Below are 13,767 nucleotides of genomic sequence, written 5' to 3'. Positions count from 1 at the left end.
ACCAATTAAAAATCTCCCCATGTCTGAATCCATGAAAACCAAGCAACAATATATTTTAATTGCCGCATCAGTTCTCGGCATTCTAATACCAGCGTCATATATTTTGTACTTGATATCCCAAGCGGGAGACTTGTCTAATTTTGATTATTGGTGGATGACGTGGAATTTTTATTCAGTAGACGGTTTCTCTACAAATCCTTTTAATTGGATATTTCGGGCGAACGAGCATTTTGTCTTGATTCCGGCAATTATTTATGGTTTGAATATAGTTGTCACCCAAGGTTCAAATATTGGTTTGTGTTTAGTTGCCTGGTTCTTGGCTTGGATTCAGTGCCACGTATTAATTGCTCTGCTTCCATTAAAATTGAGGCGTTTTCCCCGGCAATTTATCTCGCTACTGCTTTGCATTTCTATTTTTAATTTTACTCCGGCGGCGGCTCACAATTGGATGCGGGGATTCAGCGGTGTTCACTGGATAATTGCTAATTTATTTGTGATTTGTTCGATATTTTGTTTGCAATCCTATGTGAAGCTTTTGTCAAGTAAGAGGGAGGCGGAGCCTCTGGATATTAATTCCCAGGCAGAGCCTGGTAACGAAGGATGGAAACAAAATAAGTGGGTAATTGGCAGCATTGTTTTTGGCGTTTTAGGCTGTATTAGTTACAGCACTCCTTTAGCTTTGTGGCCGATATTGTGTGCTGCTGCTGTTGTGCTGCGGTTTCCTCGGCGAATAACTTATTTGTATTTCATTGCTTCGATTGCGGTGATTGGTATTTATTTTTTAACTTATAAAACTCCTTCTCATCACCCTTCTTTAACTAAAATTAACCCGCTCAAAACTCTCGAATATATTCCCACTTATCTCGGCGGAATATTTAGCGAAAATATTATTTTTGCTTCAATTATTGGTATAATTGGTTTGATTGCAGCGACGGGTTTTGTGGCTTATTGGCTATTTATAAAAAAGGTCGATCGCCCGGATTGGCTGCCTTGGCTATCAATCCAACTTTACACGCTGCAAACGGCGTTAATGGCCGCGGTTAGCCGATCGGGATTTGGCGTCGAACAGGCCACCGCTTCCCGCTACGCCACACTCCCAGCTTTGTTTTGGATGAGCACAATTGTGCTGACAGTATTGTGGGTGCGCGAGTGGCAGCCAACACCAAGAATCCAAGGGCGTTGGCTGACACCGCTGTTTGCAGTCGCCACAGTCGCGATTATTTTAATGTACGGGGTGGGAGGCGAAACTGCAATGGCGATCGCCCACAGAGCAACCTATCAACCGTTAGTAGCATTATCACTGCAATTAGGCATCACCGACGTAACGCTAATTAAAGACCGCGTAGGCAACAAACCCGCCGCTTTTGTCGGGTTAATCGACGCATTAAAAACTAACAACTTAGTGCCATTTAACCGAGACATCAAAAAACACAATTTCTGTGCAGCATTAGACACAAAAATCGACGGAAATTTACTGTCAGCGCCCAAAGACGGAGTACCCGGATTTTTTGATACAGTAACTAAACTCGCCCCCGCCGCCTCCAGAGTAATTGGCTGGGTAGGAGACCCCGAAAACAATGTAAAATGTATTGCCATTCTCAACCAAGAAAATGTCGTTCGAGGTTTTGCCATGTCAGGATTTCCCCGCCCAGATTTAGTTAAATTGTTTGGCCCTTCCTACGAATTCGCAGCTTGGAGAGGATACATTCAAACATCACCAACCGATAAATTATTGACAGCCTATGCCTCCTTTAAAAACCGCAAAGGTTGGGTAGCCTTGCGAAACTCCCAAGTTATCAATAAAAACTAAAAAACCTCTCCTTCTCCTCCTCTGCGCCCTCTGCGCCCTCTGCGGTTAATAAAAAAATCTCATTGACAACACAAATGAAATAGAATAGCCCTATGCCAAAACATCTCAGCTTCGTAATCCCCGTTCACAACGAAGAAGCCACCATAAAATTACTGTTTGAAAAAATCCAACTTGTCATGTTCCAAACAGAAAGTGACAGTTACGAAGTCATTTTCATAGATGACGGTAGCCGCGATTATTCGTGGCAAGAAATCACAGATTTAGCCAGCCAACATCCCAAACTAATTAAAGCGATTAAAATGCGCCGCAACTTTGGCAAATCCGCCGCGCTTTCAGCAGGATTTCGCAATGCAGCAGGGATAATTATTTTTACTCTCGATGCTGACCTTCAGGATGACCCCGCTGAAATTCCCAAGTTTTTACATCATTTAGAATCGGGATTTGATTTAGTTTCCGGTTGGCGAAAACAGCGGAACGACCCGCTTTCTAAAACTTTACCTTCCAAGCTATTTAATGCTGTTGCGTGTTTGCTGACTGGGGTGCAAATGCACGATATGAATTGCGGTTTTAAAGCTTACCGTAGGGAAGTTTTGCAGTCGATTAAATTGTACGGGGAATTGCACCGCTACATTCCAGCTTTAGCCAACAATTTAGGGTTTAAAATTGGCGAAGTAGTTGTGGAACATCATCCGCGAAAGCACGGAAAATCTAATTACGGCTGGGAACGCTATGCGCGGGGATTTATTGATTTGTTGACGGTGTTAGCCACGACGCAGTATTTACACAAACCGGGTCATTTGTTTGGCGGCTTGGGATTGTGTTTTGGCTTGGTTGGAACTGTTTCGCTGAGTTATTTGATAGTTATTTGGTTTCTGAATTTGGCGGGGATGAATTTTGGGCCGATCGGCAATCGACCTTTGTTATTTTTTGGGATTTTGTGTACAATTCTGTCGGTGCAGTTGATTTCTTTGGGGATTTTAGCTGAGTTGATGGCGCGGAATGTGGATGCTGATTATGTGGACAAGCAAATTAGCGAAATTATTGATGATTCGGGTTTTGATATTTAACCGCAGATTAAGGCTGATTAATGCTGATTAACGCAGATAAATCGGATATTGAAATTGCTTCTACACAAGCAAAGTCTGCCTCCGCAGACTAAGATAAAAGTCATATTTGGATTTAACAAGTTTTACCAATTACCTATTATCTAATTTTAAACAGTATCCATTTGCCTTCTTGCTCTACTATTTCTCCGTCAATATTTGGATGCCAATCGATGCGAGTCAGGATATAATCGGCATGGTAGTTTCTCGCTACTTTGACTAAATCTGCACTGCTGCGTCGGATGAAAAAGTCATTTCCTCCCCAAATCATTTGCGGGTTTAAGGGAACCCCTAAAACGGTTTCCATGCGGGTTTGCCATTCTTTGATGCCTTTTTCGGTAAAGGGAAAGTTCTTGAAGTTGACGACAATCGCTCTTTCGGAGAAAAACTGGAAGTTGGTAACTGAAGGTGGAATTAATACGAGTGAATCGCGGCTGCTACTTTGGGAAAATCGCACAGCTAATTTGCTTAAGTCATCTCTGGGAACGGCATTGATATTAACTCTTGTTTGAAATAGATTTAATATAGGTTTGGGCAGAATTCCTGCTATTCCGAAAACTAAGGTGGTGGTAGTTATTAAGGCTAATGTGTGAGTTAGAGTTTGTTTTATAGATGTAGCTAGGGATGTTTCTTTTAAAATGAATGGGAAGGCGAGGATTGAGAAAAAAACTGGGATGCTAATTATTCGATCGCCCATTATTTCCCATGAATCAGTCAGCGGATATATCAAGCTGAAAATAACCGTTCCTGCTGCAAAAATCCACAACAATATATTATATCGTTTGGGCAATACGTAATTTTTTGTTTGCCAAACTGATAATCCTAAGAAAATGATGCCCCTAAAAGGCAAAGTTAGTACAGCTAACAGCGACAAGCTAATAGCTATTTGTTTTTCTCTGTAAAGTTGCTCGACGGTCAAAGCAACAGCAATAAATATAATTAATTGAGCAAAAGGTACAGTTCTAGCTAACTGTAGTTTGGCGATAAAAGCCAGCGGATAAATCTCTACAAATATGTAATTTAGAAACAATCCAAAAATGGATGTACCAACAATCACATAAAAATTAACCTTGTCTTCTTTTGGCAATAAATCGGAATTTTTGATGCACAGCAAGCCACCCATTATGAAACATATAAAGTTGAACCAATTCCCGACATCCCAATTTGACGGGAGGATGTGGTGGGGGTTGCGGACTTTCGCGTGAATGTAGACAAACTCGGCGTTGTCGATAGTGTGAGTGCTGGTAGTACCTGTTAATAACATCGGTACGTAAACGATACTTGCCATTGCTGCTAAAAGTGCGATCGCCAAAATCAATGTTTTAAACTTCCGCTGTTTTACAGATTGAATTACCAAAACGGGAACCATCATCAATCCCGGTAACAAACCCACTAAGAATTGCAGCAGACAAGCCAGTCCAAAAAAGAAATATCCTGTCAGCCATTTCTGGCGCAAACTAAAGTAAATTCCCCAGATTGCCAAACCCATTGCGAAGGTACTGGGTACTGATTTGGTGGAAAATATCAGCGTGTTACCAACATCTGTAAATGAAGCGGCTATACATAAAAAAGCCATCGCTGCGGCAGGCAGTTTGGAATTAGTATAGATATTGATAATGGCGTAGCAAGCTAGGATAAATGAACCGAAGGATAGGAATTGATAAATAAAATGCGCTAGGGGAATGCTTGTTCCTAAGTTTGCGAGCAAATAAATGATATAGTAATAGTAGTATCTCGGATTAAATTTAACCATTTCCTGAACGTAATAATCATTTTTATACATTTCAGGATTTAACATAAATTGAATGGGCGGCACTTCGGGAAAATTGCCTCCAATGGGAAAAATATAGCCCGTAGCCATCAGGGATCCGATGATGACAAAAGTAGAGAGAGATAGATTAAAATACCAGTTGGATTTTTGATGTTTCTGCATTGACGGTTCAATTTACCTACTGACAGCTAAATTGTTAATCTCCAGTTGGCATTGGTTTGTTAAATCTTCTTTGCTGCTACTTAATACCTCAAGCAGCAGATAAAGGGGATTTTTGCCCTCAACTAATAGATTTAAGCCGATCGCACTTTTTTGACTGTAAGCCATCTCTGCTGAGTCTATTAATTTACCTTGCTTGTCCCACAAAGTCAAGCGCAGGGCAATTCCCGGACATTGTTTGTTAGGTAAATTGAGTTTGCCGGTAACTTTCGCTTTGTCTGAGATGGAACCTAAATAGATGAAAGATGTATCGAGTTTATTGCTGTTTTTAATTGAATGAGTTACAATATTATATAGGTTATTTGATTTTTGACTGACTGAATAATTGGCACTTGTGTAGATTGATTGATGCAAACTCATCCAATCTAACTGCGTGCCCGGTCGATCGACTATTTGCCGCTGCATCGCATCCAGAGTCCTAACTGCCGTTGCTGTATCCGTCGGCCGCATCCTCCGGTAAACGCTGACAGTCACGCCGTTTTCTAGCTTAAACTGTTCCGGTAGCAATTGGAAATCGCGGGCAATCTCCCAGTTTTGAGTAAAGGCATCGTACACAACTTTAACAACATCTTGTTCGTGCGATCGCAAAACTTGTTCGTCACTCGGTAACACCTGCTGAAAAGGTGTAGCAACCACCGCATATTGTGACTGCAACAACTCCGGTAGCGGGTAAGTATCGCGCGAGTCAATTTGCGGCCTCCCGATTGTATTTAATTTCCACCAACCCTCCGGCGGGTTTAATTTTCGGTTGGCTTGTCGCAGGATATTAGCATTAAAACTGTTAGAAGCACCGGCAATATAAATCGGTTCTTCATTCGGTGCTAATTTTCGCAGAAACTCTACTAATTTTACAACTTCGTCGTAGTCCGATCGCACTAACGGCGGAAAATTACCCACAAACAGTCTTGACAAATCAATTTTGAGAGGAATTAACCCGACTGCGGCATTTACAACCAGGTACAAAGCCGCCGCGCCCAGCATGAAATACCGGACTTTTCCCTTGAGTGTCAGCCAAGTTGTCCAGAAAAATGTGGATAGTCCTAAAAGTGCGATCGGTGTAATATGAATTGTATAGTGCAAGTAGCCGTAACGCAACACTAACAGCCATTCAATCAGCGATAAAACCCCAAACAACGAAACAAAAATAGTCGCCGCCGGAACCTGGATTCGGGTGAGAATTCCCGCCGAAAAACCAATCACTACCAGCAGCCAAGTTCCTAAACCGTAAAAATCCGCATAACGAGTTAAAATATCATTTACAGGCAAACTCCAAGCGACATACAAATTGCGGTAGTCAACCGTCAGAGCACTGCGAGTAAAATCTCCCGCTACCAACATTAAAATAGTTAAGCTATTTACAGCTATCAAGCCCAATTTTACAGTGGATTCAAACAAGCATCTGTAGGAAAACGGCACTGCCACGTTCTTGTCTTTTGAAGACGACAATGCCGTTTTCCTACCGTATATTAGTACAATAAACTCGATGAAAGCCTGTAAAGTCGCTGCACCCAAAAATGCGATCGCACTATAAGCAAAATGGCGCCGCAACAGAATAGCCACCGCCAGCAAAAACCCAATTAACGGGATTTTCCACCAAGATTTCAGCTTAACATCTTGCAAATAAACCCAAATTGCCAAGGCTACAAACACACAGCCGCCAGTATCCAGATATCCCCGCAGAGTCGGTATCCAACTCATCGGAATTAATAAACTCAGAAGCACAGTTGACCAAAACACCCGGCGCGGATAAACTGGAATTAGCTTTGCAGAAATTGCCCCCAACAACAGGCGAAACGGCAGCACATAAATCAGGGATACGCTGAGAATGTAACTCAGCCGAGACTCGCCAAATAAGAGAATAAACGGCACTAATGGCAAAGAGATTAATAGGTTTTTTTCCTTAGAAAGCGATTCTATAACTCCAGGCCATGCTTTATCTGGCGAGTCTCGAAATAAATTGGCCGTGTTGACTGTAGCGGTATTGTATCCCGCATAATCCCACCAATAAAAAGTATGTTCGCTGGATACATAGATTGATGTTACTGCAACTGTTACGAGAACAAGTAAAAAAAGTAAAAACCCATCAATTATAAATTTTTGAGGCCATTTAAAAGAACCAAAATCCAATAATCCCATCAGTCTAGCAACCCTAAATAACTCCTAAACTTCCTCTTTCTCTCTGCCTTCGCGCCCTTTGCGCCTTCGCGGTTCATTAACTTACCTTAAAACACTACCTTGCAAAAACTCATCCAACTTTTCTGCATATTGCCGATTTGCGATCGCACTTGGATGAAGGTCATGAGGTAAATTATTATTGGCAGGTATTTTCAAATCAACCGAAATATCCGCCGTAGAAATTCCCTCCTGACTTAACTCCCCCAACATCTTAGCAGAACCGACATTAATTCCGGCCACAACTAACTTAACACCATTAGCCTCGGCCACCCGGTTAAACTCTTGAATAATTGCCTTAGAAACCTCATGGCTTCTATACAATCCCTCTTCAAATTGATTGTAATTAACCTCCAAAAAATGGCTTAAGGCAGAAACCCGCATCAGCGGGAACTCGTGATATTCAAGTTTGGCCATTTTGTAGGTAAAATTATTTTCTCCATTTAGCCTAGCATCGGGCTGGAATAAAATACCCAGTTTATTCCAAGCAGCCATTTGCTTTCTTCTCGCCCTTAACAAAGTATTGCGGCGGTCATGAAATCCCGCATAAGCAATTACCGCAATTTTGGGTTTATTTCCTTGTTTGAGTGCTTCTTTGAATTGAATCAACGAGTGCAGCGTGCCGTAGCCGTTAACCCCAAAATTAACTATTTTATATTTGGGGAATTTATATTGAAGCAACCAAGCATAAGTTTCGCTGTCATTCAATGACCAACCGTAGGTAAAAGAACATCCAAATATCCAAATTTCAGTTTTTTTTGAGGATGGATTGTAAGTATTGAGTGGATTTGTTATTCTGAGACTATTATTGAGATGAGTTGCATTAAATGAGTAATTGCCGTTAAGTGTTACCTTGAATTTTCCCGGCAAATGTTTGTAGCCTAGTTCCGAGTCTTTGGTAAAAAAGTTACCTTTTGGTTCGACGGCAACATCAACATTTTCTATTTGCCAGGGTTTGTATCCCGCAACTCGCAAGACAATTTCAGCGGTGGTGGTGGATAAAAAAATTGGAAAAATTAGATATGTTATTAATCTGAAAGCAACATTTTTAGCAATTTTTTTTTCGCTCATTAACATAATATGAAACGTCAGCAAAAATATAGTAAACTGCCATGGCAGTATTATCTAGTTCATGGATCTAATTTAATTAAATTGAGCACCTTCACTGCATCCCCCAACCTACCCTACTAGATTGTTTGCGAGAATTAAATATTATTCGTAAAACCCGTGCCTACAAAATATTGGTTTAAACTCACATCTTGCACCAATATCAGCAACGGGCTAGAAGCCCGTTCCACAAAAAATAAACTTGATTGTGGAACGGGCATCTTGCCCGTTCTTAAGAAGAGTACAAAATATTGGTTTCAGCTAATTGAGTAATTCCTAATAACCAGGCTCTTCCTCGTACTCAGGAGTCTTAGTCTTCTCAGGGATATTCACCCGAGGAGCCTGGTAAGGCTTCGGCGCCTCATCGTCAGCCCAAGCATCAGCCTCCACATCATCCTCATACTCGTACTGCACGATCGGCTCCTTCGGGCGAGAAATCTCCGCGCGAGTGTATTGCGGCTTCTCCTCGTACTCCTCCTCCTCGTAATCGTCCTCCTGGCCGCCCCAATTATCCTCTTCGTAATCCTCGTAATCGTCGATTATTGGCTCAGGCTGCACCGTCGCGCGCATCGGCGGCTGGCGAACCGCAGGCCGATTCCACTCTAAATCCTCATCCCAAGGAACTTCCTCCACCGCAGGCGCAGCTACCCGGCTCCGCATTTCCGGTGCAGGTATCCGCACGCCTGGGCCCAATTGATTTCCCGTAGCCACGGGTTTCGGATAATAACCTGCCTCGTCCTCTTCTCGTTCCCAAGGTGCTTGGCCCAAACCAACGCGCTCCAGCAAACCCACACTAAGCTGCCTGAGCCTTTCCTCGGAACCTTCAAACACAATCAAGCGATTCGGGCCACTGCTGACAATTTCCTCAATCCCCAACTCGTAAGTGCTAAGAACTTGGTCGGGGATTTGGGGGATTCCCAGGGAAGCGATAATTATAGAAACTAACTTACCGTCTTCGGGGTCGAACCTAAAGCCCCGTACCCTACCTAAAAGTTCGCCGGTTTCGGTAATAACTTCGCTGTTAATCAAAATGCTGTAGACTTCAACATCAACATCATCTTCGATCGCGCTCTCATCTTCCACCAACAGCACGTCGCCGATTTCACTGACATTGCTGAGGAACATAAACTTCGGCATTCCAGCGACCGCGAATATATTATCACGCAGACCGATCGCCACAACTTCCCGCCGATCAATGTCCACCCATAATTGACTAACCACCCCCAAGCGTTTACCTCTGTCGCGGGTGATGACTTGAGTGCCGAGAAGGTCGGAGCGTTGGCAGATTTGTTCGGATGTCATTCTAACTTTAATCCTGATTTATTAAGTACATATATCACTCAACACGAGCGTTAACAGAAACTCCGGGACTACAACTTCAGTCCTATGACTTGAGTATAAGCTCCCCGTGCTTGAGTAACACCAATTGTACGCTCAGCCGATTGAATCATAGGTCGCCGCAAACTCACAACAATAAACTGGGCTTGTTCAGACTGTCGTTTTATCATTCTAGCCAATCGCTCCACATTTGCCCCATCCAGAAACATATCCACTTCATCAAAAGCGTAGAACGTAGACGGGCGGTAGCGTTGCAGCGCAAAAATAAAACTCAGCGCCGTCAGCGATTTTTCGCCTCCAGACATGGAAGCCAGCCGCTGTACGGGTTTGCCCTTCGGGTGAGCCACCAAATTCAAGCCACTGCTGAAGGGGTCTTCCTGGTCATCTAGCTGGAGATAGCCATCGCCTTCAGAAAGTTCCGCAAAGATAGTCTGGAAGTTCTCGTTAACGGCGTCGAAAGCTTCTTTAAAAGCGCGTCGCCGGAGTGTGGTAAAATTTTCGATTCTCAATAGCAGTTCAGTGCGTTCTCCTTCCAATGTCGTCAATTTTTGACTTAATTCTTGAAGGCGTTCTTGAGTGCGGTTGTACTCTTCCAAGGCTAGCATATTGACTGGTTCTAAAGCTTGAATGCGTTTGGCGATCGCCTTTACTTCTTGCTGCAATTCCGTCAAATTGGCTTTCTCGACATTTTCAGGAATCGACGGCACGGGGTCAGGCATTTCCGCCCGCTGCGCTTCCAATAGAGTGCGGATTGCGGCTAATTGTTCCCGGCGTTCTTGCTGGGTTTCGTGGAGTTTTTGCAACTGCCATTGTAACTGTTGTTTGGCTAAATGCTGCTCTCGCAATTGAGATTCCGCCCGATCGCGCTCTCCCTTCTGCACGCCCAATTTTTCCTCAATTTCCCCCAAAGCCGCCTTAGCTTCCGCAATTTGCCGATCGAGTTCTAACTGCTGCGAAACTATGCGATCGAGTGCATCCGCCCCCGCGTTTTGCTGCACTTGCCATTCCTGCAACTTCTCACTACCTTCCTTAATTTTGTCTTCCAAACGCCCAAATTGATTTTCCAAGTCTACAAGGCGTTGCTGGACGTTTCTCAGAGCCAATTCTCGCTCTTGCAGTTGCGCTTCTAGAGCGCGCAAACTCGATTGCATTTGCTGCCATTCGCTGTGACTGTTCGACTCTTCCAACTGCGCCAAAGTTTGCCGGTACTGCTGCAATTGAGTTTCCTGTGCGGGCAATTCTCGCTCCAGCAACTGCAATCTCGATCGCGAATTAGTTAATTCCTGTGTATTTTTCGCAATTTGCGATCGCACTTGTTCCTGTTGCGCTTGCAAATTCTTAATTTCTGACTCCAACTGTTCCAATCTCAACTGATGTTCGCGCAAATTCTGTTTTGCTTCCATCAATTCTTGGCTGCGAGTTTTGACTGCAACAGAAGCGCGATCGATCGCAATTTTGCACCTTTCCAAAATTCGCTCAATTTCCTCCAACCTTTCTTGCAAAGAGGCGATCGTCCGCGCTTCACTAGCAGCCTCACTCGCCTCAACCGTGCCAAAATGCAAAGTAGATCTATTAGTAGAACTTCCCCCAGTCATCGCCCCGCTAGTTTCCAAAATTTCCCCGTCCAAAGTGACAATCCGGTACTGTCCCAAATAGCGGCGCGCGTCGCTGAGGTTGCTAAACACAACCGTACTGCCAAAAACGTAAGCAAAAATTTCCTGATACCGCGAATCGCAATCAATCAAATTAACAGCCGCATCCACAAACCCAGCCGCGCGCCGCAAATTTTCATTCACCGAATACCTGCCGCCTCTAATCTTATTCAAAGGCAAAAAAGTCATCCTTCCCGCCCGTTTTTGTTTCAACAATTCGATCGCAGCAGCAGCCACGCTGTCATCTTCCACCACCATATTTCCCATGCGCCCGCCCGCCGCAATTTCCAGCGCCAACTGATAGCGCGGTTCTACCCGGCCCAGTTGCGCCACCAAGCCGCAAACTCCGCCAATTCCGCTTTGCGCGACAATTTTTGCAGTAAACGTTCCCGTCGCTTCTTGCAGTGCTTGAAACTGCACTTCTAGTTTGTCTAATTTGCGCTGTCTTTCCCGCTGTTCTTCCAACAAACGAGTTTGAGTTTCCTGTTGCAGTTGCAATTCTTGTTCGGCTTCGACTAAAATCTGATTCAGCGATTCTACTTGCAAAGATGCCAGGCCTTTGGTTTCCACAAGGCGAGATTGCTGCTCTTTTTTCGCTGTAATTTCCTGTTCTAATACTTGCAGCGATTGGTTTTGTTCTTGAATTTGACTTTGCAGGCGATCGGCTCTTTCGCCAATCGTAGCTTGTTCTGTACGCTGCGGTTCCAAAGTTTGTTGAATTGTTTCGATTTGGCGGTGCAGTTCGGTTTGCTGCTGTACCCAAACTTCGGCCGTCGAGGCGATCGCATTTGCAACTTCCCGACTTTCATCTAAACTTTGCTGGGCTGCGTCCCGCTGTTCCTGCAAACTTCCTATTTGAGACTTAACATAAGATATTTCTATCTCAATTTGCTCCAAACTTTGCCTAAATTGCCGAACTTCTTCCTCGGTTTGTGCTATACTAGCCGCCATTTGCCCAGCAGTTTTTTCCAAATCCTGTTTGCGGTTTTGCAGTTGCCGCCTTTCCGCTTCCTGAGTAGCAATCGTCGCTTGCAAAGCCAACAATTCCGACTCTCCCAACGCTTTAACGCGGGCATTCAGCGCGTCAAGTTCGGCGGTTGCTTCTTGAATTTGGGTGCTAATTGCTTGCAGTTGTTCGGTGAGAGATGCAGAAGTGCGATCGCCCGTTTCGATTTGTTCTCGCAGCTTCCATTCTTGCTGCTGCAAGTGGCGGAATTTCAGCACAATTTCCCACTGCGACTTTTCTTGAAATTCCGCCCGCAATTTTTGATATTTTTCCGCTTTTGTGCGATCGGAAGCCAGTCTATCGCGCTGAGAAATCAGCTCTTTTTCCACAATACTGCTGCGTTCTTCCACCTCCTTAACTTCATCCAACTTCTGCCTAGCTAAGGAAATTTTGCGATCGAACTGAGCCACACCAGCTAATTCGTCAATGATTTCTCTGCGTTCCTTAGAATTCATCGAAATAATGCTGGTAACGTCTCCTTGCAAGACGACGTTATAGCCTTCGGGATAAATTCGCAAGCGGTTGAGTTGTTCGTGAAGTTGAGTCAGCGTGCAAGGTTGACCGTTAATGTAATAAGTTGAAGTGTAAGTACCTTGGCGAGTTACCCGAAGTTTGCGCGTCACACTCCACTCATCCGATTTTGGATTTTGGATTTTGGATTTTTTATTAGTAGCGAGTAGTTGTCCGTTGTTGTCTTGAGTTGCTGCGATTTCAATCTCTTCTACGTCTTCAACAGATAACTCATCCGATTTTGGATTTTGGATTTTGGATTTTCGATTGACCGCAGATGATTGTCCGTTGTTGTTTTGAGTTTGGGCAGTTTCTATCCCTGCGGCTTCTTCAACAGAGAGAGGCGATTCTTGATTGACAGAAGATGATTGGCCGTTGTTGTCTTGAGTTTCGGCAATTTCTATCCCTTCAACTTCCTCTGCTTCAACAGATAACTCATCTGCTGCATTTTCCTCCTCATCTTCATCCTGGGCGAACCATTCCTCCCCCACATCTTCCAGCGCAAAAGTCGCAGTCACACTAGCTTCGATCGTACCGCGTTTGTTTTGGGCGCTGTTCACCAAATCCGGCAAACGTTCAGCCCGCATTCCCTTAGAACTCGAAAGTCCGAGACAAAACAGCAAAGCGTCGAGGATGTTCGACTTCCCAGAACCGTTGGGCCCGGAAACCACAGTAAAACCGGGCAGCACGGGAATGGCCGTCGTGCCGCCAAAAGATTTAAAGTTAGTCAGTTCGATCCGTTTAATGTGAACCATATGCTAGGAGTAGCTTTGGCTCTAGGTTGTTGTCACAGGGTAGCACAGGCAATGGGGCGATCGACAATGTGTTAACTTTCTAGCATTGTCGATCGAACAGATATCTTACACCTTTGTCAACAACCCAGCCGGCTTTTACTTAAAAAGTTCGTTGACAAAGGTACAAGATTGGTGATCCGAGCGAGCGCTACAAATGAACGTAAATTTTGATACAGATAATTTCATGAGACTCGATCGACATTATTTGTGCGCTCAAACCTAAAAGCCTTACCCCGACTGAATCTTGGCAAATATAATGCCGAGAATTCCTAATGTAACCCCTAG

At 44.0% G+C, this 13,767-nt stretch carries 8 protein-coding genes; 2 read left to right on the top strand and 6 right to left on the bottom strand.

From position 1 onward, the window contains the following. The first annotated feature begins 19 nt into the window (after nt 1–19). Nucleotides 20–1,810 carry a hypothetical protein gene (locus QUA36_RS07370; protein WP_333456464.1) on the top strand — a complete coding sequence of 597 codons (1,791 nt, stop codon included), beginning with the start codon at nt 20–22 and terminating at the stop codon, nt 1,808–1,810. Nucleotides 1,811–1,902: 92 nt separating this feature from the next. Further along, entirely contained in the window at nt 1,903–2,877 is a 975-nt protein-coding gene (locus tag QUA36_RS07365; protein WP_333158033.1) for a glycosyltransferase family 2 protein, read from the top strand. A 136-nt stretch (nt 2,878–3,013) separates the two neighbouring features. Here QUA36_RS07365 and QUA36_RS07360 read toward each other — a convergent pair whose 3' ends face one another. The 6 genes from QUA36_RS07360 to smc form a co-directional block, all read right to left on the bottom strand. Then, a complete protein-coding gene (locus QUA36_RS07360) occupies nt 3,014–4,846 on the bottom strand; it encodes a DUF6798 domain-containing protein (protein WP_333456462.1) in 1,833 nt (610 codons plus the stop codon). A 12-nt stretch (nt 4,847–4,858) separates the two neighbouring features. Further along, nucleotides 4,859–7,039, bottom strand: coding sequence for a hypothetical protein (locus QUA36_RS07355; protein WP_333456461.1), 2,181 nt, complete (start codon nt 7,037–7,039; stop codon nt 4,859–4,861). Between the two features lie 81 nt (nt 7,040–7,120). Then, complete coding sequence (locus QUA36_RS07350) at nt 7,121–8,146, bottom strand: SGNH/GDSL hydrolase family protein (RefSeq protein WP_333456459.1); 1,026 nt, start codon at nt 8,144–8,146, stop codon at nt 7,121–7,123. Between the two features lie 134 nt (nt 8,147–8,280). Continuing rightward, entirely contained in the window at nt 8,281–8,403 is a 123-nt protein-coding gene (locus QUA36_RS07345; RefSeq protein WP_333456457.1) for a hypothetical protein, read from the bottom strand. A 55-nt stretch (nt 8,404–8,458) separates the two neighbouring features. Beyond that, nucleotides 8,459–9,484 carry a PRC-barrel domain-containing protein gene (locus QUA36_RS07340; protein WP_333456455.1) on the bottom strand — a complete coding sequence of 342 codons (1,026 nt, stop codon included), beginning with the start codon at nt 9,482–9,484 and terminating at the stop codon, nt 8,459–8,461. Between the two features lie 68 nt (nt 9,485–9,552). Further along, nucleotides 9,553–13,443: a chromosome segregation protein SMC gene (gene smc / locus QUA36_RS07335; RefSeq protein ID WP_333456453.1), complete on the bottom strand. Its 3,891-nt coding sequence runs from the start codon at nt 13,441–13,443 to the stop codon at nt 9,553–9,555. Nucleotides 13,444–13,767: the final 324 nt, after the last annotated feature.

It is taken from the genome of Microcoleus sp. Pol10D4 (assembly GCF_036701555.1).
Taxonomy (GTDB): Bacteria; Cyanobacteriota; Cyanobacteriia; order Cyanobacteriales; family Microcoleaceae; genus Microcoleus.
This window is presented reverse-complemented; position numbering and strand designations above follow the sequence as displayed.